Consider the following 26,080-nt stretch of genomic DNA (forward strand, 5'->3'; position numbering starts at 1 on the left):
GAGACAATCAGCTAAACCGCTTGATTACGCGGTTTTCTCTGAGCCCACTCGAACGTTAGCGTGCGGCGCGACGTCACCTGACGCCGCGCCGCACACTTCAGGCCAGCTTGAGCCTCCGGTAGCGGTTCACCGCGGCTGCCACGTCCACCATGCGTGGGCGCACTAGGAAGGCAGGGCGGCGGTCCAGGGCGTCCAGGCCCTCGTCATCCAGCAGGGCGTCCAGGTCCTCCAGGCACTGCGCCAGCGTCGACTCCCCGTCGAAGCGCTGCTCCAGCAGTGCCCGCAGGGCGTAGGCCACCGCCTCCGCCTGGCCGGACTCGACGACACCCGCCACATCGGAGATGTCGATGTCCTCGCGGTCCAGCGTGAGCGTGTCGGTGCCGCGCGAACGGGTGCGCACCGGGCCGCGCTGGGTGCGCTGCGAGGGCAGTGGCACCCGCGGCGTCTGCATGGGGAAGTCCACCAGTGCCGTCGTCTCCCGCGGCTGCGCCGCGGTGACCTCGGCTGCACGCTCGGTGGCGTCGTGTAGCACGTAGGAATCCAGCAGCAGCACCCGGTCGGCCACGTCCAGGTAGTCCCCTGAGCCGCCCATGACCAGCACTGTGGAAACGCCCGCCTCGGCCAGCGCCCCCACCCGGTCCACGAAGGGGGTGATCGGCTCCTGGTCGTCGGACACTAGCGTGCGCATGCGGGCGTCACGGATCAGCAGGTTGGTGGCGGAGGTGTCCTCATCCAGCAGCAACGCGGAGGTCCCCGCCTCGATCGACTCCACGATCGAGGCAGCCTGGGACGTCGAGCCCGAGGCGTTGGTGGTGGTGAAGGAGGCGGTGTCGCGGTCTCCGGGCAGGTGGGAGATGAAGGGCGTCAGGTCCACGCCGGTCACTGCCCGCCCGTCGGCGGCCCGCACCTTGATGGCGTCTGGGACCGTGGCCACCAGCTCGCGGCCGTCGCCCGGAACGTGCGGGTAGACGCCGCGCTCGATCGCGCTCAGCAGCGTGGACTTGCCGTGGTAGCCACCGCCGACCACGAGCGTGACCCCGGAGCCGATCGCGGTGCCGCGTACCTCACCGGCATGCGGCAGGGTCACGGTTGCGGCCAGTGAATCGGGGGCGGTCAGTGCGATGGCGCCCTCCTCCATGGGGGCGTCGCTGACGCCGGAGCGGCGCGGCAGGACTGAGTCGTCGGCGAGGAAGGCCACCCAGCCGTTGTCGAGCACCGCCTGGGTCAGGGCCCGGTGGTCCTCCAGGGCGGCAATGTGCTCCAGCAGGCGCTCGCCCCGCTCGCCGGTCAGGTCTAGGGCGGCGTTGATCTCACGGGTCAGGTCGTGGCTGAAGATGTTGGCCGCCTCCCGCCCACGGATGGAGCGGCCACGGGCAGGCAGCGCCACTCGGGCGCGAATCTCAATGACGACGCCGGAGCCCGCAGGGGCCTCGCGCTTACCGGTGCTTTGCACGGCGTCGGCGTCCGCATCGGCTTCGGTGTCTGAGTCCGTGGCGGCACTGGCGGAGGGAGCTGATTCCTCGGGCGCCTCCCCCTCGTCGGTGGGGGAGCCGGGCTCCTGCGCCACGTCGTCTTCCCCGGTGAGGTCGGTCGGCTCAGTGGAGCCGATGGCGGCGGCGAACGTGTCAGCTGCGGAGCCGTCCACCGCTTCATCAAGGTCGGTGCCTGCCGACTCCGAGGATGTGGTGGCGGGAACGGCGTCCTCGCCGGTGCCCGCATCGGCGTCCTCATCGCTTTCGGTCAGCACAGTGAAGAGGTCCAGGATCTCGTCGCCCTGCTGGTCCGTGGTAGGCGATGCGTCGGTGGCCGCACCGTCCGTCGCGGGCGCGTCGGCGTCGTCATCGGCGTCGGCAGGGGCGGAGACGATTACGGAGCAGCGCTCGAGGATCTCCTGCCCGGGCGAGGCGATCGACAGGTTGGTGCCGCGGAAGCCCCGGTGCAGCTCGCGGGTCAGGAAGTCGCCGACAGCGATGCGCCGGTCGCGAGTGGAGGTCAGGTCCGCATCCTGCAGCAGTTTCAGGCCGGGCAGATCGGCCGGAGCCTGGATGCGGATCCGTGTGGGCGGGGCGTATGGGTCCGGCTGAACGTAGTCCACGTGCAGCATCCAGCCCTCGGAGGCGCGATAGTGGCCGACGGTGTCGCGGTAGGCGCCGTAGGGGCGGTTGTCCAGCACGTGCAGGTAATCCACCAGGTCGCTGAGCGTTCCCGTGCGCGGACCCTTGTCGTGACGGCGGCCCTCGTGCCGGTAGTCGCGGTCCCGGCCGTCGCGCTCGTATCCCCGGTCGCGGCGGTCCCGGTTGTAGCCGCGGTCCCGGTTGTAGCCGCGGTCCTGGTTGTAGCCGCGGCCACCGCGGTCGTAGCGGCCCTCCCTGTCACCCTCGCGGCGGTCGCCGTAGCCGCGGTTGTTGTCCCGTTCGTACCCTCGGTTGCCGCGATCGTAGCCACCGCGGTCGTAGCCGCCGCGGCGCTCGCTGAAGTCGCGGTCGCGGCCATAGCCCCGGCCACCGCGGTCGTATCCCTGGTCACGGCGGTCCCGGCCGTAGCTGCGGTCCTGGTGGTAGCTGCGGTCCTGGTTGTAGCTGCGGTCGTAGCGGCCCTCCCGGTCACCCTCGCGGCGGTCGCCGTAGCCGCGGTTGTTGTCCCGGTCGTACCCTCGGTTGCCGCGGTCGTAGCCGCCGCGGCGGCCGCTGAAGTCGCGGTCGCGGCCATAGCCCCGGCCACCGCGGTCGTAGCCGCGCCCGCCGTCGTCCCGGTCATATCCCCTGTCATATCGGTCGTATCGGTCGCGACGGTTGCCGCGTTCACCGTAGCCGCGGCCGTCTGTGAAGTCACTGCGTTCACTCATGCCCTGATATTGGCACATTTCCGGCGTAACACCCGACGCGCGTGCCGATGACGGCGGGTCGTGCCCGCCGGGCGCGGGTGGCGCGATGAGCCCTGCGCAGTGCCTGCGGGTGCACCGGGCGGCCGGAGGGAGCCGCGCAGTCTCGCGCCGGTGCTTTCGGCGTCCGCCCGTCTTACGGGCTGACGCCATACCCCATAGGGTCGACCCATGACGATTCTGCTCGCGCCGTCGACGTCCCCACATGCCCTGGCGGCTGCGGGGGCGGCATCAGCGGCCCCCGCAGCCGCGGGCCTGATTACTGCCTCGCTGGCGGTCTGCGGCTCCTGGTCCGGCTTCGCGCCTGCCATCACCGGCTTCGCCACCGGGCTGGGGCTGATCGTGGCCATTGGCGCGCAGAACGCCTGGGTGCTGCGGCAGGGCGTGCGGCGCGAGCACATCGGGCTGGTGATCGCCATCTGCGCCCTCAGCGACTTGGCGCTCATCGCCGTCGGCACCGGCGGAATCGGCGTGGTTGCGCGCCTGGCGCCGTGGGTGCTGGAACTGCTGCGCTGGGGCGGTGTGCTGTACCTGATCGGCTTTGCGGTCTCCAGCTTCCGGTCGGCGATGCGTCCTGGTGCGCTTGAGCAGGAGCAGGCGCGCCCGGCGTCGTCGGTCGTGCTGACCACGTTGGCGCTGACCTGGCTGAACCCGCACGTCTACCTTGATACCGTGCTCATGCTCGGCACGGTGACCAACGGTTTCGGGCAGGCGCGGTGGTTGGCCGCCGCCGGCGCCGGGACGGCGTCGATCCTGTGGTTCACGGCGCTGGGCCTGGGGGCGCGCGCCCTGTCCGGGCCGCTGTCCAGCCCGCGCACCTGGCGGGTGGTGGATGTGCTGGTCGGCCTGGTCATGCTGGGGGTGGCGCTGAACCTGGCGCTGGGCTCTTGACCCGGGTCGTATCCCCTCCCGCCGTGCTCGCGCCTCTCCTCTCCCTCACGCCGAGACCGGCACTAGTGACGCACCCAGACCGGCACTAGTGACGCACCCAGACCGGCACTAGTGACGCACCCGTACGGGTAGGCCACGGGCCGGCCGGAGACCTCTAGCGCCTCCGGCCGGCCCGCGCCGACTATGTGCGACCTACTTGAGCACTTACACCGTCTCCGGCGGCAGCACGTCCGTCTGCGCGGGCACGTTCGCGATCCCCACCGGGCAGGTGATGCCGTTGGGGCCATGGTTGCAATAGCCGTTCGGGTTCTTGTCCAGGTAGCCCTGGTGGTAGTCCTCGGCCAGGTAGAACGGCCCGCCGAACTCGTCATACAGCTCCGTGGCCGGGGCGATAGTGGTCACGCAGGTGCCGCGTCCGAGGCGGGTCAGCTCGCCCTGGAAGGCAGTGCGGATTGCCAGCGCGGCGTTGGCCTGCGCCGCCGTCGTGGTCCATACCGCTGAGCGGTACTGGGTGCCGATGTCATTGCCGTGCCGGTTCAGCTGCGTGGAGTCGTGGTTCTCCCAGAAGGTGCGCAACAGGCTCTCCCCGCCCTCGCCGCACACGGCCGGATCGTAGGCCACGCGCACCGTCTCGGCATGACCGGTGGCGCCGGTACAAACCTCCTGGTACGTGGCGTTCGGGGTGGTGCCGCCCATGTAGCCCACGGCGGTGGCCACCACGCCGGGCTGGCGCCACAGGAAGCGCTCCACACCCCAGAAACAGCCGCCCGCCAGGTAGAGCACCTGGGTGCCTTCGGGCCAAGGGCCGTCCAGGGGTGTGCCCAGGACGACGTGCTCGCCTGGGAGTGGCAGAAGCGAGGCTTCGCGTCCAGGAAGCACGGCATTACGGGCCGGGCGGGGCCGCGCCGCCGAGCCGGTAGCTGGAGTGGACTGCGTAGATGCTGTCATGGGGGCGACCGTACTCGCGGGAGCCGAACAGGTTAAGGGCCAATCATGGGAGTACGCCGGGGGCATATGAGCGGGAGCCACGGAATAGGGCGGATGCGGCACGGGAGGCGCGACGGTCGGGTGGGTCCAGGTAATGAGCGTCCCGCTCCAGTCACGGGTGACAGGAGCGGGACGTGAGGGTGATACGCTGCGGCCAGTCAGAGCGCCTTGACGTCGACGATCTCCGCGGTGATCTCCCTGCCGTTGGGCGCGTTGTAGCTGACCGTGTCGCCGGCGCGGTGGCCCATGAGGGCGCGGCCCAGGGGGGCGTCGGGGGAGAAGACCTTGACGCCCTCGGGAACGTCCTCGGTGATCTCCTGGCCGCCCAGGGCGAAGGTCTGCTCGCGGCCGGCCACCTTCGCGGTGACGATTGTGCCCGCGGTTACGGAGCCGTCGAAGGCGGCTGCGCCGACCTGCGCGTGCTCCAACATCTCGGTGAGCGTGACAATACGGGCCTCATTGAGTGAGGCCTCCTCGCGAGCCGCGTGGTAGCCGGCATTCTCGCGCAGATCGCCCTCCTGGCGGGCGGCCTCCACGCGCTGGGCGATCGCCTTGCGCTCAACGCTCTTGCGGCGTTCAAGCTCCTCGGTGAGTCGGTCATACGCCTCCTGGGTGAGCCAGGTGCCCTGCGGTTCGGTGGTCTCGTCGGCCATGGTCCCTCCTTGAGAACGGCGGAAATGATGCTCAGGGGCTGTTCGGGTATAAGGCGCAAGTCTATACGTTCCTGCCGGATCGTGCTGCAAGGGTGACCAGGGCGCCAGGCGGGCTCGGGCTGCTTTGCCCGATCCGGGGTGGCTCGCGGAGCAGGCGGAGCTGGCTGCGCAGGGGCAAAGTGTCCATTCTTCGCCACTTTGACTCCGGCGGTGCCGTTAGCGCCTGCGGGAAACCGGTTCTGACCTGCGGAAATGTGGTAGCAAGTGCCTTCGGGGGTGGGTACGCGACCGCAAAGTGGCGAGAGATGGACACTTTTTCTGTGGTTCGGCTCGGCAGTGCGGTAGCGTCGACGGCCAAGAGTCGTGCGCCTTCGCCAGTTCGCCCGCTGGCCGAGTTGCGCGGATCATGCAGCCAAGAGCACTTTCGACGGTTCGCGTACTCGGGGTGGCCGCGTCGCGATAGGGAGCGGCCGCCCTGGGCAGGACCTCAGCGGCCCAGCACCGCCAGATAGCAGGCCACGCAGTGGCAGGCCCACGCGGCCACCGTGCAGGCGTGGAAGATCTCGTGGAAGCCGAACCAGCGGGGGAAGGGATCGGGCCGCTTGTGGGCGTAGATGACGCCGCCCACCGTGTAGACGAGGCCGCCGGCCACCAGCAGCCAGAAGATCGCCGGACCGCCCGTGACCCAGAACTGGGGCAAGAACCACAGTGCCACCCAGCCGAGCAGGATATAGAACAGGGTCGAAAGCCAGCGCGGCGCCGTTGGCCACAGCAGTGTGGTCAGGATGCCGAGTACGGCCCCGCCCCACACGATTCCCAAGACCAGGCGCGCGGTTCCGGCATCGAGCAGGGCTACGGACAGCGGTGTGTACGTGCCTGCGATCAGCAGGTAGATGTTGGCATGGTCGAATCGCTGCAGAACGGTGGAAACCGTCCGGGGGAAGTGTCCGTTGGAGATGTGGTAGACGCCCGAGTTGGCGAACAGCAGCAGGGAGCAGGCCAGGTAGGCGGCGCATGCCCACTTCAGTCCTGCGCCCGGCGCCAGCGCTGTCAGCACGATGCAGGCCGCCAGCGCCAGCGGCGCGGTGCAGGCATGGATCCAGCCTCGCAGCTTGGGTTTGACGGCGCGGGCGAGGTCGCTGGCGGCGCTGACTGCGGCCGCGCCACGCGACTGGATGGTGGTGCGCATCAACGGAACTCCTCACGGGCGGTGGCTCAACAACAACTTACGCTACCGTAGGTTACGCTGCCGTAGGTTACCTGGAAAGGTGGGCTGTGGCTCAGTCTCGCGCTACCCTCGGACCTGGGCGCGCCCGCCGACCCTGGTGCGGTGGCGTCATGGCCAACCGGCGCGCACAGGAAAGAGACGAGTGATGGCGGGCGACAACCTCCTCTACAACCTCTATGAGCGCCGCCTGGTCGCCCAGGTCAAGCCTGATCGTGTGCCCCAGCACGTGGGCGTCATCCTCGACGGCAACCGGCGCTGGGCCCGGGCCATGGGCATCGGCACCGCCCAGGGGCACAAGCGCGGCGCAGACAAGATCGAGGAGTTCCTCGGCTGGGCGGAGGATGCCGGTGTTGGGGTGGTCACCCTGTGGCTGCTGAGCACGGACAACCTCTCCCGCGACCCCGCAGAGCTCTCCCCGCTGCTGGACATAATCGCCCACGCCGTCGACGAGCTGGCCGCCGCCGGCCGCTGGCGGCTGCGCCTGGTCGGGGCGGTAGACCTGCTGCCCGCGCCGGTGGCCGACCGCTTGCGTGCCGCTGTCGCCTCCACCGCCCGCAGGGGCAAGGGCGGCGGTCAGGACTCCGGTGCCCGGAATGGCGGTGACTCCGCGACCGCGGCGGAGGTTATGACGCCCGCCGACCACGCGGATGCGCGCATGCAGGTAAACGTCGCTGTCGGCTACGGAGGACGCCAGGAGATAGCCGACGCCGTCCGCGACCTACTGCGGGAGCGTGCCGCCGCAGGCGCTACCCTGGAGGAGGTTGCGGGCTCCCTGTCCGAGGAGGACATCACTGCGCACCTGTACACCAAGGGGCAGCCTGATCCGGAACTCGTCATCCGCACCTCGGGGGAGCAGCGCCTTTCCGGCTTCCTGCTTTGGCAGTCGGTTCACTCCGAGTACTACTTCTGCGAGGTCTACTGGCCGGCCTTCCGGCGTATCGACTTCCTGCGGGCGCTGCGCGACTACGGCCAGCGCGAGCGCCGCCTGGGCAGGTAGCCCGGGGAAGGGGCGGGCGCGCGACCGTCCGGGTGAGTTGCCGCGGGTGTTGTTGGTGCCGTCAAAGCAGCGCCTGCTTAGCGGGGGCTGGCTGTACCCGCCTATGGTCGACGCCGAGCACGTCCTCGATCCCTTCTGCACACAAGCGAGTATGGTGAGCAGTATCACAGACGCGCTGTTTCTGGGCGTCCGGCGCTGCTCGCCGAGAACAGATGGAGACGGCACAGGCGGAGATACAGCTGGAGGCGACCATGCGAACCTACGTCCTGGACACTTCGGTCCTGCTTTCCGACCCGCGCGCCCTGCTGCGCTTCGACGAGCACGCCGTGGTGCTGCCGGTCGTGGTGGTTACGGAACTGGAGGGAAAGCGGCACCATCCCGAGCTCGGCTACTTCGCCCGCTCAGCGCTGCGCCTGCTCGATGGCCTGCGTGAGCAGCACGGTCGGCTGGACCGTCCCATCCCGGTCGGTGACCGCGGCGGTACGGTGAGGGTAGAGCTCAATGGTGCTGACGATCACGTGCTGCCCGCCGCCATGCGCCTGGGCGACAACGACTCCCGCATCCTGTCGGTGGCGGTAACGCTGGCACGCCGCGCCCACCAGGGCGCCGGCGCGGACGACGGAGAGGTGGTCGTCGTCTCCAAGGACCTGCCGATGCGCATTAAGGCCGCCGCCGTGGGGCTGACCGCGGAGGAGTACCGGGCTGAGCTTGCCAGCGAAGACATTTACTCCGGCATGACCGCAGTGGCTGTCACCGACGAGGAGATCTCCCGGCTATGGGGCGACGGCGTCCTGGACCTGTCCGGGCTGGCGGATGAGGAGGCGGCCGACGACCTGGCGGCCCAGCCCACCCATACCGGCGTGGTGGTTAGCTCCCCGCGTGGCTCGGCCCTGGCGACCGTTGTGGGTGGAGCCTTGCACCTGGTGGACGCTTCCCGCGAGGTCTTCGGTGTGCGTGGGCGCAGCGCCGAGCAGCGCATCGCCATCGATCACCTGCTCAACCCTGACATCGGCATCGTCTCGCTCGGTGGGCGCGCCGGCACCGGCAAGTCGGCCCTGGCGCTTAGCGCCGGGCTGGACGCCGTCGTCAACCGGGGCGAGCACCGCAAGGTCATGGTGTTCCGGCCGCTGTACGCGGTGGGGGGACAGAGCCTCGGATTCCTGCCCGGCGACTCCGCGGAGAAGATGTCGCCCTGGGGGGATGCGGTTTTCGACACCCTCAGCTCGGTGGTGCCCACGGACCGGATCGATCGGATCGTCGCCGCCGGGCAGCTGGAGGTGCTGCCGCTTACGCACGTGCGCGGCCGTTCCCTGCACGACGCCTTCGTGATCGTGGATGAGGCCCAGTCGCTGGAGCGCAATGTGCTGCTGACGGTGCTGTCCCGGATCGGCCAGAACTCCAAGGTGGTACTGACTCACGACGTCGCCCAGCGGGACAATCTGCGGGTGGGTCGCTGGGACGGCGTGGTCAGCGTGGTGGAGTCCCTGAAGGATCGGGACCTGTTCGCGCACGTGGACCTGGTGCGCACCGAGCGCAGCGATATCGCCGAGCTGGTCACGCGCATGCTCGACGAGGTGCCGCTGTACTAACGCGTGCCCGCGTTGGCGCCGAAACCCGCAGTCGCCTGCAACGTCTACCGATCTCGGCATGTAATGTCTACCGACCGCGGTGAGGGGGGCGGCGGGGTGCGCGGTCGGGTCAGGCGGTGCGGTCCTCCAGCTCGGCGCGGGTGGGCGGGTTGGCGCCGGCGCGAGAGACGGTGATGTCGGCGATGGCGGCCGCGTGCCGCAGGACGCGCTCCAGGGCGGCGGCGTCGATGCTGCGCAGTGCCTCGCGCTGCTCGGCGCCCACCAGGCCCTCGGCCCAGATGCCGTCCTCGAGCCCGCCCATGAAGGAGTCGCCCGCACCGACGGTGTCGGAGACCACCACGGTGGGGTCGGCGGGCACCTCCATGCGCAGGCCGGAGGCGGTTATGGCCAGGGAGCCCTGCTTGCCCCGGGTGACGACGACGACGGCCGCGCCCAGGGCCAGCCACCCGCGCGCCACCTCCTCGACATCCGCGTCCTCGCCGTAGAACCACTCGATGTCCTCATCGGAGCACTTGACCACATCGGCCAGGGAGATCAGCCGCTCCACCTGGGTGCGCGCCTGCTCGGGCGTGCCCATCAGCTGCGGGCGGGCGTTGGGGTCGTAGCAGATCGTGGAGGTGGCCCGGAAGTCTGACAGCACGCGCTCGACCGTGGCCGCGCCGGGCTCCAGGATCGCTGCGATCGAACCGGTGTGCACCAGCAGCGGCGCCGCCGTGCCCTCAGTGCGCTGCGGGTACGGCGGGTTCCAGTCCAGGTCGAACACGTAGGTGGCGGCACGGTCGGCCCCGATGGTGGCCTGCGCGGTGGAGGTGCGCGCGGCGCCGTCGGAGCCTGGCGTGAGCCGCACACCGGAGGCCTCGAGGTGAGAGCGCACCGCCTGGCCGCGCGGGTCGGTGCCGATCCAGCAGTCCAGCTCGGCGTCGCGGCCCAGGCGGCTGAGTCCCAGGGCGACGTTGGCGGGGGAGCCGCCGGGGATGTCTTGGGCGGGCTCGCCGGGGTGGATGACGACGTCGACGAGTGCCTCGCCGATGACAAGGGCGGTTCCTGCGGGGCCGGGTGCTGACATGTTGGGGCTCCTCATGGTTGGTGGGCGGTGGCGAGGGCTGACGGTGACAAGCGAGTGCGGGTGGAAGAGCGCTCAGAAGGGTGTGGAGCTGGCGCCGGGGGCGCCGGGGCCGGCGGAGTCGGCGGACTCGCTCCCATCGCCGGCGACGGCGGCCAGGCGGGCGCGGGCGTCATCCAGCCAGGACTGGCAGCGGGCGGCCAGGGCCTCGCCACGCTCCCACAGCTTCAGCGCCTCTTCCAGCGGAACCTGGCCGGCTTCGAGGCGCTGGACGACGCCGACCAGCTGCTCGCGAGCCTGCTCGTAGGGCAGGGAGGCGACGTCGGCGTTGGCGTCTGCGGGGCCGGTCGGCTCAGCGGGGGAGGGCGCGCTCATGGCACTGATTGTTGCATGTGCGCGATCACTGCGCGCCGGTTATCACGGCAGGGTACTGGCTCGGCTTGCCGCCCTGCGTCATCTGGCGGCTCGCGCAAAACCGCTCGCAAAAACGTCTTGACAGCAGGATGGGAGGCGGGCAAGATATGCCTGCCAAATCGTTTAGGGCGCTCGTATCTTGCCGTCTCAAGCGAACGGCGCTCACTCCCCGCCTAGATGGAGGACAACGATGTCTAGTCCCGCCCCCGCCGCCGCCAGGCGGCGTCGCACGTCTCTGTGGGCGCGCGTAGCCCGCCATTGGCAGCTGTACCTGCTGCTGGCCCCGGCGCTGATCTACCTGGTCGTATTCAAGTACTGGCCCATGTACGGCGTGCAGATCGCCTTCCGCAACTACAACCCCATTGACGGCTTCCTGGGCAGCGAGTGGGTGGGGCTGGAGCACATCAGCCGCTTCCTGCACTCCTTCCAGTTCACCCGCATCTTCTTCAACACCATCGCCATCAACGTCCTCGGACTCGTCTTCGGCTTCCCCGTGCCGATCATCCTGGCGCTGCTGATCAACCAGCTCGCCTCCCGCAGGCTCAAGTCCTTCATCCAGACGGTACTGTTCTCGCCCGCCTTCATCTCCACCGTGGTGGTGGTCGGCATGCTGTTCGTGCTGCTCTCGCCCCGCTCGGGACTGGTCAACAACGTCATCACGCTGGTCGGCGGGCGGCCCATCAACTTCATGAACGAGGAGGGCTGGTTCCGGCCCATCTACGTCATGAGCGACATCTGGCAGAACGCCGGTTTCTCCATGATCGTCTACCTCGCCGCCCTGGCGGGCATCGACCCCAGCCTGCACGAGGCCGCGCGCGTGGACGGCGCCAACCGCTGGCAGCGCCTGTGGCACATTGACCTGCCCGGCATCCGTCCGATCGTGTCGATCATGCTGATCCTGGCGGTCGGCAACCTGCTCAACCTGGGCTTTGAGAAGGCCCTGCTGATGCAGACGGACCTGAACCTGGGCGCCTCGCAGATCATCCAGACCTACGTCTACGACGTGGGCCTCAAGAGCGCCCAGTTCTCCTACTCGGCCGCCATCTCCCTGTTCAACTCCGTCCTCAACATGATCCTGCTGCTGGTGTTCAACCAGGTCGCCAAGCGCGCGGGTCAGTCGAGTCTGTTCTGACCGCCCGCGAGATACTCGAGGAGACCCCATGACCACCGTACCCGCGTCAGTGCTCGACGCCGCCCCCACCTTCCGCAGCTCCGGCCCGCGCCGCCTCATGGAGCGGATCGCCGACCCTCTCTACACCGCCTTCGTCGTCCTGCTGCTGGGCGGCGCCGTAATCGCGATCATCTACCCGCTGTACTTCGTCGTCATCGCCTCGATCTCCGACCCCAACCAGGTCTACGAGGGCAACGTGTGGCTGTGGCCCAAGAACATCACCTTCGAGGGCTATCAGCGCATCTTCTCCACCTCCACCGTGCTGCGCGGCTTCGGCAACTCGCTGCTGTACACGGCGGTGGGAACCGCCATCTCGGTGTGCTCGATCCTCGGGGCCGGCTACGCCCTGTCCCGCAAGTCCCTGCCCGGCCGCAACTTCTTCATGGTGCTGTTCATCATCACCATGTTCTTCGACGGCGGCATGATCGCTCGCTACCTGGTGGTGCGCGACCTGGGGATGCTCAACACCATGTGGGCCGTGGTGCTGCCCGGCGCCATCGGTGTCACCAACCTCATCATCGCCCGCACCTTCTTCGAGACGACCATCCCCGAGGAACTGCACGAGGCCGCCGCCCTCGACGGCGCCAGCGAGTGGCGCTACTTCTTCCGCATCGTGCTGCCGCTGTCCAAGGCACTGATCATGCTGCTGGTGATCACGCACGCGGTGGCCTACTGGAACTCCTTCTTCGACGCCCTGATCTACCTCAACGACGACGCCAAGTACCCCCTCCAGCTGGTACTGCGCAACATCCTCATCCAGTCCGACGTGTCCGGCTCCGGCGTATCGGCCACCGGCATGGACTCCTACGCCGAGTCCCAGCGCATCGCCGAGCTGATGAAGTACGGAATGATCGTCGTCTCCACCTTCCCGCTGCTGTCCATACTGCCCTTCACCCAGAAGTACTTCGCCCAGGGCGCCCTCATCGGCGCCGTGAAGAGCTGAGAGGTCCCCAAATGCTGCCCCGTAACACCGCTACCGCCACTGCCGCCGTCAGCGCCCCCCTCCCCACCGACCGTCTGGCCGCCGTCTCCGGCGTCGCCCGCCGACCGGTCAGCCGCCGCCTGCTGCTGCGCGGCTCGCTCGCCGGCGTGGGCCTGCTCGCCCTGGCCGCCTGCTCGAGCAAGAAGAGCGACGCCGACTACCGCGTCCCCGACGAGTCCGCCTCCGCCGGCCTGGCCGACGCTCCAGACTCCCTGCCTATCGTCTCCACCCCGATCACGGTCACCGCCACCGGCTCGCGCTCAGCCCTGTCCGTGCCCTACGGCCAGATGGAGCTGACCCAGCAGTGGGAGCAGGAGACGAATATCCAGGTGCAGTGGAACATGCTCACCGAGGACGTGTACGCAGAGAAGAAGAACCTGCTGCTGGCCTCCGGGGACCTGCCGGACATCCTGTGGAACACCGGGCTGACCGACGCCGAGGTATCCACCTACTCCGCCAACCACACGCTGGTGCCGCTGGACGAGTTCTTCGCCGACAACTGCCCCAACATCACCGCGCTGCTGGACTCCCGCCCCGATATCCGCTCGGCCATTACCAGCGAGGACGGGCACATCTACACCCTGCCCAGCGTGGAGGAGCTCGGGCTCGTACCCTTCCCGAACTTCCTGTACCTGAACACCGACTGGCTGGACGCCGTCGGCCGCGACATGCCCACCACCATCGAGGAGCTGCACGAGACGCTGCTGGCATTCAAGGAGCAGGACCCGTCCGGAACCGGGAAGCTGCTGCCGCTGTCATTCATCCCGGGCTCCTTCTGCGCCAACCCGTGGGACATCATCGCCGCTTACGGCGGCCAGGCGGACAACAACGACCACCGCATCGTGATCGACCGGAAGGCCGTATTCACCGCCTCCACCGAGGAGTGGAAGGAAGGGGTCAAGCAGCTGCACACCTGGTACGCCGAGGGCCTGATCGACTCGGAGTCCTTCTCTCAGGATGACACCGCCTACCTGGCCAAGGGAAAGACGGAGCAGGAGTCCTTGGCGGCCTTCTACTGGTGGGAGGCGACCGAGTTCGTGGGGGAGGACCGCGAGGGCCATTACGCGCTGTGCCCGGTGCTGGCGGGAGTGGACGGCGTGCGCCGCGCCTCGGTGTCCAACAACCAGGAGATCTCCCGCGGCGCCTTCGCCATGACCCGCACCTGCCGCTACCAGGCGGCGGTGATGCGCTGGGTGGACCGCATGTATGACCCGGTCATGTCTGCCCAGAACAGCTGGGGGCCGATCGGCGTGACCCTGGAGTACGACGAGGACGGCATGCTGGCCCAGATTCCGGCGGCCGAGGGCGAGTCGGAGGGGGAGCGGCGGCAGAAGGTGGCTCCCGGCGGCCCGAAGTCCACCACTGCGCGTGACTTCGAGGAGGTCGTGCTGCCTGAGCCGCGTGCCTCCCTGCGCCAGGAGCAGGTGGCCGCCGAGTACGCCGAATGGGCCGCCAATGACGCCTTCCCGCCCGTGGTGTTCACCAATGCCGAGCTCGATGACCTGTCCCTGATCGACTCGGATGTGTCCACCCTGGTCAAGCAGAAGTTCGCCCAGTGGGTGGTGGGCGGCGGCATCGACGCCGACTGGGACGGCTATCTTAAGGACCTCGAGACCACGGGCCTGAGCCGAATGATGGAGATCTATCAGGCGGCGCTGGACCGCTACTACGAGGAGCTGGACGCACGCTCATGACTACCGCCCCCACCACCGCATCAGCGCGGCCCTGGCTCATTCGCTCGGAGGACCGCCTCAGCCTGGCCCCGGCCGAGCAGGCGGCTCACGCCCAGGCGGACCCAGCCCGCCCCCGCTGGCACGCGACCGCTCCCTGGGGGTGGATGAACGATCCCAACGGCCTGAGCGTATGGCCCGGTCCCGACGGCGAGCCCCTGGTGCACCTGTTCTACCAGCACAATCCCCACGCCCCGGTGCATGAGCGTATCGAGTGGGGCCACCAGTACTCGGCCGACCTGGTGCACTGGCACGACCTGCCCACCGCGATTCGGCCCAGTGAGGGCGGCCCGGACGCATTCGGCTGCTGGTCTGGCATCGTGCTGGCCGATGAGCGCGTGGCGGCGGACGGCACCCGCACCACTGTGCCCACCATGGTCTACTCCGGAGCCTCGGAGCGCGCCACCCAGACCGCCTGCCTGGCCACGGCCCTCCCGGAGGACCCGCTGCTGACCCATTGGGTGAAGCACCCGGGCAATCCGGTCATCGACGCCGCGCCCGCCTCCACCGAGGGGCTGGTGGTGCCGGAAATGCGCGACCACTCGGTGTGGCGCGAGAACGGGCGCTGGCTCCAGGTGATGGGGAGCGGCGTGCCTGGGGCCGGTGGCGATGACAGGCAGGTAGGCGCGGCCCTGTGCTTCTCCAGCGAGGATCTGCGCCACTGGGCCTACGAGGGGCCGCTCGCCGTCGGCGACGGCGACGTGGATGTCACGGGCACGGTCTGGGAGTGCCCGGAGCTGGTGCGCCTGGGGGAGACGGACATCCTGTTCGTCTCTGCCTGGCACGCCTCGCGCACACTGCGCTCAATGTGGATGCGTGGCTCGCGTAACGGTACCCGCATGCGTATCGACGCAGTCGGCCGCTCGGACCTGGGGGAGAACTACTTCTACGCCCCCCAATCGGTGCTCCTGCCCGACGGGCGGCGCGTGACCATCGGCTGGATGCAGCCCAATGCCACACGCGCCCGGCGCCTGGAGGCGGGCTGGGCCGGCTCCATGAGTGTTCCCCGGGAGGTCAGCCTGGGCCCGGACGGAACTGTCCGGTTCCACCCCATCGCGGAGATCGACTCCCTGCGCTCCCAGGTGCTGGCCGATGCCGCTGGTGCGCGGGAGGTCACTGCGGTCGGCGCCCGCCTGGGCGGCGACAGCCTCGATCTGGTGCTGACCGGACGGCTGGGGGAAGCGGAGGGGCTGGTCATGGATCTGGCCGTGTCCGCGGACGGCACGCGGCGCACGCGCCTGCGCCTGACCCGCCGTACCCCGAGCGGGCCGAAGGGACAGGACGCCTGGACGGGGTGGCTGTCCCTGGACCGCTCCGCCTCCGCCGCACCCGGTACCCCCTGGGAGGCGCCGGACCGGCGGGAGCTGGCCGGGCCCGTGCCCTTGGGCCCCGAGGGGCAGGTGCACTTGCGGGTACTGCGCGATCGCTCCAGCCTGGAGGTCTTCGTCAACGGCCAGCCACTGTCCGCGCGCCTGGGGACGGCCCCGGGCGACGACGGCGTACGCATCGACGCCGGCTCGCTTGCGGACGCGCGCCTGCAGGCCTGGTCCATGGCCGACGCCTACACCACCAGGCTCGACCCCGCCGCATCCTGAAACCGGCCCGGTCCACGGACCGCGGCGCCGACACCGCCCTCGCTGTCGCCGTAACCCGCGCCGAGGTCGGTTGATATAACCGCCGAGTTCGGTAGACGTTACGTGCCGAGATCGGTCGAAACTGCGGGGACGCGCAGGAGCACGCTTGCTCCCGATACGGGCGCGATTCGGCCTGTGCCTGCACCCGCGACGGACTGCATGGGGGATACTTACCGCCTGCCCGAGCGTTTGCAGGAGGGAGTGACCGATGAGTCCTGGTCGCGCGACTGACCGGGTCACCATCAAGGACGTGGCCCGCGAGGCTGGCGTGTCCGTCACGACGGTCTCGCACGCATTGAACAATCCGGAGGGGTCGCGCGTCTCGGAGGAGACCCGCAGCCACGTCAAGTCCGTCGCTGCCGCCCTCGGCTACCGCGCCAACCCCTCCGCCCGCGCCCTGCGCACTCGGCGCACGGACACGATCGCCCTGGTTGGGCGCCAACTGGCCACCACGGAGCACCTAGGCCGCATGGTGCTGGGCGCTCAGGACGCCGTGCGTGCCCACGGCGGGCTGCTCATCGTCGCCGACACCGCCGACGACGAGGACGACGTGATCGGCACGCTCATTGACCACCAGGTGGACGGCATCATCCTCGGTGCGCTCTACCACCAGGCGGTTACTGTGCCCTCCGCATTAGCCGGTATCCCAACCGTGGTGGTCAACGCCTTCACCAGCGACCCCCGCTACTCCTGGGTGGTGCCCGACGAGGTGGCCGGCGGCCGTGCCGGTGCCGAGGTTCTGCTCGCCTCCGGGCACCGGCGTGTGGCGATGATCAATAATCACGATGACATTCCCGCGGCTCACGGGCGCGCGGAGGGCTTCATTGCCCGTTGCCGGGAGAGCGGCGTCGAGCCCGTCGTCGTCTCCTGCAAGCCAGCTGGTAGCGCCGCCTATGACGAGGCCGTGCGGCTACTTCAGGCGGCACCCGATGAACGCCCCACTGGAGTGTTCTGCTTCGCCGACGCGATGGCCATGGGCGTGTACGCAGCCGCCGCGCAGCTGGGCCTGCGCATCCCGCAGGACCTGTCCGTGGTCGGATTCGATGACATGATCCTGATCAACGAGTCACTGTCCCCGCGGCTGACCTCCATCGCCCTTCCCCACGCGGAGATGGCGGCGTGGGCGGTGGAACGGCTCTACGAATTGCTGGACACCCCGGGAGCCCAGGCGCAGAACCTGCGGATTGTCGGGCGGGTGGTGGAGAGGGACTCGGTGGCGCGGCCGGATCACTGAGGCCCCGGGCCGCGCCGGCGCGCCCATGGGCAGCAGAAGTCGTCGGTGCCAGCTGTGAGTCCGGGGCTGGCTCCCGCCCGGTGCCAGGCGAGGGGAAAGACTAGGTGGCGGACTCGCTGGAGGGCTTGGTGGTGCCGACTACCTGCGCCACCAGGCGCCCCGAAGCCAGCACTCCCTCGATCAGATCGCCCTTCTTCAACTGCTGAGCAGACTTGACGACGCCGACGCCGGGGCTGCGCAGGATCGCGTAGCCGCGGTCCAGGACTCCCTGCGGGGACAATGCGCGCAGTCGGGCCTGGTCGGCGCGCAAGTCGGCGGTGGCCAGGGACAGGGTGGCGGATAGTGCCCGGCGCATGCGCTCGCGGGCCTGCTCCAGCTCGGCAACCCGGTCGCGCACGATGACAGTCGGGTCGGACATCACTGGGCGGGCCATCACCTGGTCAAGGCCCTGCTGCTCGGTGTCCAGGCGGGAGCGCAGCGCCGTGCGTATACGTTCGCGCGCCTGGTCCAGCCCCACCGTCTCCTCCGCCAGGTCCGGGACGATGCGGCGGGCCGCGTCCGTGGGTGTGGAGGCACGGTAGTCGGCCACCAAGTCCAGCAGCGGGCAGTCGGTCTCGTGCCCGATTGCGGAGACGATCGGGGTGCGGGCGGCAGCCGCTGCCCGCACCAGGCCCTCATCGGAGAAGGGCAGCAGGTCCTCGACGGCGCCGCCCCCGCGGGCCACCACGATCACGTCGACCCCCGGGTCGGCGTCCAGCTCGCGGATGGCGGCGGTGACCTCCCGCACCGCCTGCGCACCCTGCACGGCAACCTCGCGGATCTCAAAGGGCAAGCCGGGCCACCGCAGGCGCGCGTTGACGACGACGTCGTCCTTGGCCTTGGCGTTGCGTCCGCACACCAGCCCGACCTTGCGGGGAAGGAATGGCAGCGGGTGCTTGCGCTCGGTGTCGAACAGGCCCTCGGCTGCGAGAATCCGGCGCAGCTGCTCGATCCGGGCCAGCAGGTCACCGATGCCGACCGGCCGGATGTCATCGGCACGCAGTTCAAGGCTGCCGCGCTTGGCCCAGAAGCGCGGCTTGGCATGGACGACGACGCGGTCGCCCTCGGTCACCTGCGCTCCGGTGTTCCGCTCTATGGCAGCGAGCTCTCGGGTGAACACGGACACGGACATGGACATGTCGGCGTCGGCGTCACGCAGGGTCAGGTACTGCATGCCCGAGCCGGGGCGCCGGTTGAACTGGACGATCTGCCCCTCCACCCACACGTAGGTCATCTTGTTGATGTACTCGTCGATCTTGGTGGACAGCAGCCGCAGCGGCCAGGGGTTGTCCGGGGTGGTCTCGCGGGCCAGGCGGGCCAGCTGCCGCCCCGCGCCACTGGCCGCAGGCGTACCGGCCGACGTATTCATGGGAGTGCGCGCGGGCGAGTGCGTGGGTGCACGGCGGCTGGGCGGGAACTCGGTCACGGGCTCCACTGTGCCACGTTAAACGCCCCGCGGGCGTGTTCGCCGGGCAGGCTCCTGTGGCACAGTGGTGGGCGTGACCATGAGCGAAACCACCACCGACAGTGCCGCGCCGGGGCGTACCCGCGCCGCCAAGCGCATACTGCTGGCCGCTCCGCGCGGCTACTGTGCCGGCGTGGATCGCGCCGTCGACGCCGTGGAGCAGGCCCTGGCCCATTACGGCGCGCCGATTTACGTGCGCAAGGAGATCGTCCACAACAAGTACGTGGTGGAGGCGCTCACCAAGCGGGGGGCCGTGTTCGTCTCTGAGACCGATCAGGTACCAGAGGGTGCGCGCGTGGTGTTCTCTGCGCACGGTGTGTCCCCGGCCGTGCACGCGCAGGCAGCCGCCCGCCACCTGCAGACCATTGATGCCACCTGCCCGCTGGTGACCAAGGTTCATAAGCAGGCGATCCGCTTCGCCAAGGATGACTACGACATCATCCTTGTAGGTCACGCCGGCCATGAGGAGGTTGAGGGAACCCAGGGGGAGGCGCCTGACCACATCCAGGTAGTCAACGGCCCGGCAGAGGTCGACTCGGTGCAGGTGCGCGACCCGGACAAGGTCGTGTGGATCAGCCAGACTACGCTGTCGGTGGACGAGACCATGGAGACGGTGCGGCGTCTGCGGGAGCGCTTCCCCCACCTGAGTGACCCGCAGGGGGATGACATCTGCTACGCCACGCAGAACCGGCAGGGCGCAGTCAAGGCCATCGCTCCGCAGGTCGACGTCATGATCGTGGTCGGCTCCGGCAACTCCTCCAATTCGGTGCGGCTGAAGGAAGTCGCCCTGGAGGCCGGCGCGCCCGCCGCCCACCGGGTCGACTATGCGCGGGAGCTGGACGCGTCCTGGTTTGACGGTGCTAGCACTATCGGGCTGACTTCCGGGGCCTCCGTGCCGGAGATACTGGTGCGCGAGGTCATTGAGAGGCTGGGGGAGATGGGCTTCTCCGAGGTCGAGCAGGTGCGCACGGCCACGGAGAAGATCGCCTTCTCCCTACCCAAGAACCTGCGCGCCGATCTTAAGGAGGCGGCCGGCGGCCAGGCACCCGAGCGACGGCGTCGTCCGGCCCAGGACCACACCTGCTGACCGTTTCCGGCAGTGGGCCGGTAGGCCGCCGACACGGCTCGGCCGCCTACCGGGACCGCCGATCAGCTGATGATGCTGCTCAGGGCTTCGGCGTCGGCCACCACCCGGTCGAAGGGAACCACCCACACCGAGCCGCTCGGGCCGGTGATTTGCACCACCAGCTGCTCGGCCTGCAGGCATTCGAGCCGTGAGGCGGTGTCGTCGCCCTGAGTCTGCCAGGAGGGTTCCTCGCTGGGGATGATGTAGCCGCCGAGGGCCGGATTGGCCCAGCGCAGCAGCAGCACCCGGGCGCCGGCACGCGCCGGCACTGCGGGATTGGTTGCCAGTGAGGAGGCGACGCCTTTCGCTGAGCCGATGCCTACCGCCTCGGCGAGCGCGCCATAAGTAGTGCAGATCGGGGGCTCGTGGGCTACGAGCTTGGCCATGGCCTCGGCCACCCGCTCCCGCGCAGAGGAGTCGGCGGCGGCGTCGGCAATGGCCCGTACGCGCGCGCCCGTCAGCTGGGCCTTCTCGGCCAGCTCGGATGAGCTCAGGCCGCTGGCGAGTCCGCGCAGGATGAGGTCGTCACGCTCGTCCCGGAGCGTACTGAGCTGGTCCTGAAGCTGCTGTTGCCTGGCGGCGAGTGTGTTCAGATGGCTCAGCACCTCGGCGGGGTCGTCGCTCCCGGCCCGCGGGGCGGTGCCGGGGAGCTGGCCCGAAGCGGCGCGGGCCGAGGTGCTGCTTGTGGTTGCGGCTGCCATAGGAAGATGGACCTCCACATGTTGCGGTCGTGGGTTGCCAGGTACGCTATGGGGCGTACCTGGGAGGTTGCTGCAAAATATCGCAGGAGACCAGTTTATGGTAATGGTACTGCGTACGTAACCGCAACGTTGTGATCAGCTCGGTGGTGTGAGGCTGTTGGGGGAGGCGACTCCCGGCGCCGTACCGCCCGGCTGGCCGCCATGGACTGGCGCAGCCATGCGAGGTGGTGGCCCGCTACTCGGTGACTGCGGTAAGCTCGGTGGTGGTGAAGCGGCGGATCTGTGCGTCATCCGGGGAAACCGCCTGCGGCGCGGCCAGGTCACCGCCGAAGGTCTCGAAGGAGCGGGCCGTGACCAGTAGCCGCGACTCCATGGACCCGACCACTTGGTTGTATGCGCTCACGGAGCGCGTCAGGGCGGAGCCCAGGGCGTCGAGGTGCTTGGCGACCGTGCCGAGCCGCTCGTAAAGCGTGCGGCCCAGCTCCACTAGCTCCCGTGCGTCGTCGTTGATGGCGGTGCGGGCCCATGCGGATGCGCAGGTGCGCAGCAGTGCCAACAAGGAGGCCGGCGTGGTCAAGGAGACCCCGCGCTCGAGCGCGTGCTCCATCAGCGTGGGATCTGCCTCCAGGGCCGCGGCCAGGATCGGCTCGGCCGGGACGAACAGCACCACGAGCTCCGGGGAGTCCTGAAGCGTGCGGGCATAGTGGCGGTCCGCCAGGGCATCGATGTGGCCGCGCAGCGCCCTGGCGTGTGCGGCGAGCAGCTTGGCACGGTGCTGTTGGGCGTCCGCCTCGGAGGTTGCGGCATCCGGGCCGGAGCCCACGGCGCAGGCCTTCAGGTAGGAGTCCAGGGGGACCTTGGCGTCCAGCGCCAGGAAGCCGTCACCGGGCAGGTGCACCACGACGTCGGGACGCGCTCGGCCCGCGCCGTCCCGAGTGCGGCCCGCACCTTGACGACGGCCTACTAGGGAGGCTACTGAGCGCTGCTCGGAGAAGTCGATGTGCCGCATCATTCCGGATGCCTCGAGCACGCGTGCGAGCTCGACCTCGCCCCATACCCCGCGCGAGGAGCGCGAGCGCAGAGCGCCCTCCAGCGCCGTCGTGGTGCGGCGCAGCTCCCGATCGGACTCTGCCCCCGCCCGCAGCTGCTCGGTCAGTGCGGCGTGCTCGGCTGCGCGCTGCTGCTCCATCTGATCCACCCGGGCACCCACCTGCTCCAGCTGCGCGCGAACCGGCGCGAGTGCGCGCAGCACGGAGCCGTCACGCTCAGCGCGCTCCTCGGCCACCGCGGTGCGCGCCGTCAGCTCCTCGGCGCGGGCCCGCCACTGGGCCGCCTCGGCGCGCAGGGCGGCGGCCTCGTCGCGACCGCCGGCGCGAGCCGCGGCCGAGCGGGCTACGGCTAGGGCGTAGCCGGACACCGCACCAACTAGCAGGCCGATGAGCAGGAGCAGGACGGGGAGCGCTGTGGACATGGGACCACCATGGCACGGGGCACCGACATTAATGCCGAGCGCTTAGCCGGTCCGCGAGGCGCCCGGGGGCCGGTGGCGCCCGTCGTGCCGGGCGGACTCATCTACACTCGCCCCGTGGCACTCACTATCGGAATCGTTGGACTGCCCAACGTCGGCAAGTCGACCCTGTTCAACGCCCTGACCCGGGCGACCGTTCTCGCGGCGAACTACCCCTTCGCCACGATCGAGCCGAACGTCGGCGTCGTCCCCCTGCCGGATCCGCGGCTGGACGCCCTGGCGCAGATGTTCGGCTCCCAGAAGGTCGTGCCCGCCACCGTCTCCTTCGTCGACATCGCCGGGATCGTGCGCGGCGCCAGCGAGGGGGAGGGGCTGGGTAACCAGTTCCTCGCCAACATCCGTGAGGCCGACGCCATCTGCATCGTCACCCGCGCCTTCGACGACCCCGACGTGGTCCACGTGGCTGGGAAGGTGGACCCCGCCTCGGATATTGAGACCATCTCAACCGAGCTGATCCTGGCCGACATGCAGACCCTGGAGAAGACGATCCCGCGCCTGGAGAAGGAGGTGCGGGGCAAGAAGACCGACGCCGCCGTGCTGGAGGCCGCGCAGGCCGCGCTGAAGGTGCTGGAGGCGGGTGAGCTGCTCTCGGCCGCAGCGGCGGGCAAGGCGCTGGACGCCGAAATCCTGCGCGAGTTCCAGCTGATGACCACCAAGCCCTTCATCTACGTGTTCAACCTGGACGACGCCGGCATGCACGACGCCGCCCGCCAGCAGGAGCTGGGTGCGCTGGTGGCGCCCGCGGAGGCGGTGTTCCTGGACGCCCAGTTCGAGGCGGAGCTGGTGGAGCTGGAGCCCGAAGAGGCCGCCGAGATGCTGCGCGAGAACGGTCAGGAGGAGTCCGGTCTGGACAAGCTGGCGCGGGTGGGTTTCGACACCCTCGGCCTGCAGACCTTCCTGACGGCGGGGGAGAAGGAGTCGCGCGCCTGGACGATCCACAAGGGCTGGACCGCGCCGCAGGCGGCGGGCGTGATTCACACCGACTTTGAGAAGGGCTTCATCAAGGCGGAGATCGTCTCCTACGACGACCTCATGGAGTACGGCTCCCTGGCCGAGGTCCGCGCCCATGGCAAGGTCCGCATGGAGGGCAAGGACTACGTCATGGCCGACGGCGACGTGGTCGAGTTCCGCACGGGACTTACGTCTGGGAGTAAGAAGTGAGCGAGCAGGCCGCAGTGACAGTCCCCAGCGACGACGAAGCGCCGGACGGCAAGGTCGTCGACTATATCTCCGGCATCCAGGTGCCTGCCAAGCCTGAAGAGCTGCTCGCGGTCCAGCCGTTCGCCCGCCAACTCGTCGAGGACTACGGCTACCCCAAGGTGCACATCCGCACAAGGCCCCAGTGGCACGTGAAGGCGCGCCCGTCTGACCGGGCGAAGACTTATCCGGTCGACATCGCCGTCTTTAGCGGCGACCAGCATCGCGACGAAGACTTGTTCCTCGTGGTCGAGTGCAAGAAGCCGGACCGCCGCGATGGCCGGGACCAGTTGGAGGACTACCTCCGCCTCTCCCGCGCTTACCTCGGCGTCTGGACCAATGGGGACGAGCGCCTCTTCCTACGAAAGCGGGAGGCCAACGGTAAGGTCACCTTCGACGAGATCCCTAACATCCCGCGCTACGGGCAGCGCGTCGAGGACATCGGCCTGTTCAAGCGCGAGGATCTACGACCGACCCATAACCTCAAGGCCGTCTTCCGCTCGATCCGTAACTACCTGGCGGCGAACGCCGTCGGCATGACGCGCGACGAGCCCCTAGCTCAGCAGATCATGAACCTCATCTTCTGCAAGATCTACGACGAGCGATTCACGCGACGCGACGCTGTCGTCACCTTCCGGGCGGGCGTGGACGAACCCGTTGCCGACGTGGCGGCGCGCGTGAAGGAGTCCTTCGCTCACGTGGTCAAGCAGTACAGCGATGTCTTCGACGACACGGACAAGATCGAACTCGACGACCGCTCCATCGCCTACGTTGTAGGCGAGCTCCAGCAGTACTGCCTGATCGAGTGCGAACGCGACGTCGTCGGCGACGCCTTCGAGACGTTCATCGGACCCTCCCTCAAGGGCGGCCAGGGGCAGTTCTTCACGCCGCGCAATGTCACGCACCTGGTGCGGGCACTTGTGCGCCCGAAGATCCAGGACATGGTGCTCGACCCAGCCTGCGGCTCGGGCGGCTTCCTCGTCGAGGCCCTGCGTGGCCTGTGGGACCTCGTCGATGACCGTGCCGACGAGCTGCAGTGGCCCGACAGCGAGCGCGAGAGCGAGAAGCAGAAGGTCGCAATCCGCCAGCTGCGGGGGATCGACAAGGATGAGTTCCTCAGCAAGGTGGCCAAGGCCTACATGGCGCTACTCGGTGATGGTCGCGGTGGGATCTTCTGTGAGAACTCGCTGGTGCCGATGAGGGACTGGGGGCTCAAGGCTCGCCAGGAAGTCTCCGTCGGCGAGTTCGACGTCATCATGACTAACCCGCCGTTCGGTCAGAAACTCAAGGTTACCGAACGCACGACCCTGGCCCAGTACGACCTCGGCTCCAAGTGGCGCAAGGCCAAGGGTGGTGTCGGCTACGAGAAGACGGATAAGGTCGCGGACTCGCAGACCCCGCAGATCCTCTTCATTGAGCGCTGTCTCGACCTGCTCAAGGATGGCGGCCGCATGGGCATCGTCCTGCCGGAGTCGATGCTGTGCAATCCGTCTCACCGCTACATCATGCAGTACGTACTGAGCCGGGCGACGATCCACGCGGTCATTTCCGTGCACGAGAACCTCTTCCAGCCGTACACCCACGCCAAGACCGCCGTCGTGCTCTTGGAGAAGGGTGCTGAGCCCTCTGGCGAGTCGCACGACGTGTTCATGGCCGTCGCCCGCTGGTGCGGGCACGATTCACGAGGCCACTCAATCCCGTTCGACGACCTGCCCAAGATCGTCGAACGCTGGGAGAAGTATGCGGACGGTGAGGCGCTGGACTTCGACCACCTCGGCTTCGTCGTTGACTCCGCGCAGATCACGGACATGATCTACCTCCCCAAGTACTACAACCCCGAGGTCCGCGAGTCGGTTGAGCGCCTATCGAAGACCCATGACCTCGTGCGCCTGGGTGATCTGGTCACCCAAGGCGTGCTGTCAGTCTCGACCGGCGACGAGGTGGGCAAGCTGGCCTACGGCACGGGCTCGATCCCGTTCATCCGCACCAGCGACATTGCAAACTGGCAAATCAAGGGCGACCCCAAGCACGGCCGCAGTGAAGCTCTATACGAGTCGCTGGCGGATAAGCAAAATGTCGCCCCTGGCGACATCCTCATGGTCAGGGACGGCACCTACCTCGTCGGCACCTGTGCCATCGTGACTGACCTGGACTGGAAGATCGTCTACCAGAGCCACATCCTCAAGTTCAAGGTCCTCGACGAGAGCAGGATGGACCCCCACATGCTGCTCGCTCTGCTGTCGTCACCTGTGGTCAAGTCTCAGATCTTCGCCAAGCGCTTCACGCAGGACATCATCGACACCCTGGGTGGTCGCTGGGCTGAGCTGGTCCTGCCGGTGCCTAAGGACTCCAAGCGGTGCAAGGAGATCACCGACTCAGTGAAGAAGGCGATCCTGTTGCGGCGCGAGGCCTCCGAGCTTTCGTGGCAGGCCGTCCAGAAGGTCGCGCCGAAGGTGGAAGGGGACCTCGAGCTGCTCGACGACGAGGCGGGGTACGGCTTCGGTATCCTGAACCAGTAGTTCAGATATCGTCTGAACTCGGGGTCGAGTTCAGGTTCAACGTGTAGCGAG

General features: G+C 68.7%; 20 protein-coding genes and 1 pseudogene. 11 read left to right on the plus strand and 10 right to left on the minus strand.

The annotated features are described in order from the left end of the window. Nucleotides 1-97 precede the first annotated feature (97 nt). Both GZ998_RS13490 and GZ998_RS13495 read right to left on the minus strand, forming a co-directional pair. Entirely contained in the window at nucleotides 98-1,645 is a 1,548-nt protein-coding gene (locus GZ998_RS13490; protein ID WP_374939191.1) for a P-loop domain-containing protein, read from the minus strand. A gap of 225 nt (nucleotides 1,646-1,870) precedes the next feature. Further along, nucleotides 1,871-3,088 (minus strand): annotated as a pseudogene (locus tag GZ998_RS13495) (ABC-ATPase domain-containing protein); the annotation flags it as partial. Between GZ998_RS13495 and GZ998_RS08170 the strand changes: the two are divergent. Continuing rightward, a complete protein-coding gene (locus GZ998_RS08170) occupies nucleotides 3,053-3,772 on the plus strand; it encodes a LysE/ArgO family amino acid transporter (RefSeq protein WP_219109559.1) in 720 nt (239 codons plus the stop codon). The pseudogene GZ998_RS13495 and the gene GZ998_RS08170 sit on opposite strands and share 36 nt — an antisense overlap. A 204-nt stretch (nucleotides 3,773-3,976) precedes the next feature. Here GZ998_RS08170 and msrA read toward each other — a convergent pair whose 3' ends face one another. From msrA to GZ998_RS08185, 3 genes are all read right to left on the minus strand, one after another. Beyond that, on the minus strand, nucleotides 3,977-4,720 hold the full coding sequence (msrA, locus tag GZ998_RS08175; protein WP_161923608.1) for a peptide-methionine (S)-S-oxide reductase MsrA: 744 nt from the start codon (nucleotides 4,718-4,720) through the stop codon (nucleotides 3,977-3,979). A 197-nt stretch (nucleotides 4,721-4,917) separates the two neighbouring features. Further along, a complete protein-coding gene (locus tag GZ998_RS08180) occupies nucleotides 4,918-5,412 on the minus strand; it encodes a transcription elongation factor GreA (protein ID WP_161923609.1) in 495 nt (164 codons plus the stop codon). A 487-nt stretch (nucleotides 5,413-5,899) separates the two neighbouring features. After that, nucleotides 5,900-6,601: a hemolysin III family protein gene (locus GZ998_RS08185; protein ID WP_162678714.1), complete on the minus strand. Its 702-nt coding sequence runs from the start codon at nucleotides 6,599-6,601 to the stop codon at nucleotides 5,900-5,902. Nucleotides 6,602-6,785: 184 nt separating this feature from the next. Here GZ998_RS08185 and GZ998_RS08190 point away from each other — a divergent pair, with 184 nt between their 5' ends. After that, nucleotides 6,786-7,637 (plus strand): undecaprenyl diphosphate synthase family protein, encoded by an 852-nt coding sequence (locus tag GZ998_RS08190; protein WP_162678713.1) that lies wholly within the window; start codon nucleotides 6,786-6,788, stop codon nucleotides 7,635-7,637. Nucleotides 7,638-7,888: 251 nt separating this feature from the next. Further along, nucleotides 7,889-9,226 (plus strand): PhoH family protein, encoded by a 1,338-nt coding sequence (locus GZ998_RS08195; RefSeq protein ID WP_219109560.1) that lies wholly within the window; start codon nucleotides 7,889-7,891, stop codon nucleotides 9,224-9,226. A gap of 109 nt (nucleotides 9,227-9,335) precedes the next feature. Here GZ998_RS08195 and GZ998_RS08200 read toward each other — a convergent pair whose 3' ends face one another. After that, nucleotides 9,336-10,292, minus strand: a complete 957-nt coding sequence (locus tag GZ998_RS08200; protein WP_219109561.1) for a carbohydrate kinase — start codon at nucleotides 10,290-10,292, stop codon at nucleotides 9,336-9,338. Nucleotides 10,293-10,364: 72 nt separating this feature from the next. After that, nucleotides 10,365-10,664, minus strand: a complete 300-nt coding sequence (locus tag GZ998_RS08205) for an exodeoxyribonuclease VII small subunit (protein ID WP_162678710.1) — start codon at nucleotides 10,662-10,664, stop codon at nucleotides 10,365-10,367. Nucleotides 10,665-10,893: 229 nt separating this feature from the next. Between GZ998_RS08205 and GZ998_RS08210 the strand changes: the two genes are divergently transcribed. From GZ998_RS08210 to GZ998_RS08230, 5 genes are all read left to right on the plus strand, one after another. Next, on the plus strand, nucleotides 10,894-11,835 hold the full coding sequence (locus GZ998_RS08210) for a sugar ABC transporter permease (RefSeq protein WP_219109562.1): 942 nt from the start codon (nucleotides 10,894-10,896) through the stop codon (nucleotides 11,833-11,835). A 28-nt stretch (nucleotides 11,836-11,863) separates the two neighbouring features. Further along, the gene (locus tag GZ998_RS08215) at nucleotides 11,864-12,817 is read left to right on the plus strand and encodes a carbohydrate ABC transporter permease (RefSeq protein WP_219109563.1); all 954 of its coding nucleotides are present in this window, start codon (nucleotides 11,864-11,866) and stop codon (nucleotides 12,815-12,817) included. 11 nt (nucleotides 12,818-12,828) lie between these two features. Then, on the plus strand, nucleotides 12,829-14,550 hold the full coding sequence (locus GZ998_RS08220) for an extracellular solute-binding protein (RefSeq protein WP_219109564.1): 1,722 nt from the start codon (nucleotides 12,829-12,831) through the stop codon (nucleotides 14,548-14,550). Further along, a complete protein-coding gene (locus tag GZ998_RS08225) occupies nucleotides 14,547-16,181 on the plus strand; it encodes a glycoside hydrolase family 32 protein (RefSeq protein ID WP_219109565.1) in 1,635 nt (544 codons plus the stop codon). Before GZ998_RS08220 ends, GZ998_RS08225 begins: the two co-directional genes overlap by 4 nt. 247 nt (nucleotides 16,182-16,428) lie before the next feature. Further along, a complete protein-coding gene (locus GZ998_RS08230) occupies nucleotides 16,429-17,454 on the plus strand; it encodes a LacI family DNA-binding transcriptional regulator (protein WP_161923619.1) in 1,026 nt (341 codons plus the stop codon). Nucleotides 17,455-17,554: 100 nt separating this feature from the next. On the opposite strand, the gene xseA is transcribed toward GZ998_RS08230, so the two are convergent. Next, entirely contained in the window at nucleotides 17,555-18,928 is a 1,374-nt protein-coding gene (gene xseA, locus GZ998_RS08235; RefSeq protein ID WP_374939188.1) for an exodeoxyribonuclease VII large subunit, read from the minus strand. A 70-nt stretch (nucleotides 18,929-18,998) separates the two neighbouring features. On the opposite strand from xseA, the gene GZ998_RS08240 reads away from it, so the two are divergent. After that, a complete protein-coding gene (locus GZ998_RS08240) occupies nucleotides 18,999-20,045 on the plus strand; it encodes a 4-hydroxy-3-methylbut-2-enyl diphosphate reductase (RefSeq protein WP_219109615.1) in 1,047 nt (348 codons plus the stop codon). A gap of 62 nt (nucleotides 20,046-20,107) precedes the next feature. Here the strand turns inward: GZ998_RS08240 and GZ998_RS08245 are convergent, their stop codons facing one another. Both GZ998_RS08245 and GZ998_RS08250 read right to left on the minus strand, forming a co-directional pair. Further along, the gene (locus GZ998_RS08245) at nucleotides 20,108-20,785 is read right to left on the minus strand and encodes a hypothetical protein (protein WP_203233925.1); all 678 of its coding nucleotides are present in this window, start codon (nucleotides 20,783-20,785) and stop codon (nucleotides 20,108-20,110) included. A 235-nt stretch (nucleotides 20,786-21,020) separates the two neighbouring features. Continuing rightward, nucleotides 21,021-22,256, minus strand: coding sequence for a DNA recombination protein RmuC (locus GZ998_RS08250; RefSeq protein WP_219109566.1), 1,236 nt, complete (start codon nucleotides 22,254-22,256; stop codon nucleotides 21,021-21,023). Nucleotides 22,257-22,370: 114 nt separating this feature from the next. On the opposite strand from GZ998_RS08250, the gene ychF reads away from it, so the two are divergent. Together ychF and GZ998_RS08260 are read left to right on the plus strand one after the other, a co-directional pair. Next, nucleotides 22,371-23,474: a redox-regulated ATPase YchF gene (ychF, locus tag GZ998_RS08255; RefSeq protein WP_219109567.1), complete on the plus strand. Its 1,104-nt coding sequence runs from the start codon at nucleotides 22,371-22,373 to the stop codon at nucleotides 23,472-23,474. Beyond that, nucleotides 23,471-26,029, plus strand: coding sequence for an N-6 DNA methylase (locus tag GZ998_RS08260; protein WP_219109568.1), 2,559 nt, complete (start codon nucleotides 23,471-23,473; stop codon nucleotides 26,027-26,029). The genes ychF and GZ998_RS08260 overlap by 4 nt, the downstream gene beginning before the upstream one ends. Nucleotides 26,030-26,080 lie beyond the last annotated feature (51 nt).

The organism is Actinomyces sp. 594 (assembly GCF_019325145.1).
GTDB lineage: Bacteria > Actinomycetota > Actinomycetes > Actinomycetales > Actinomycetaceae > Actinomyces.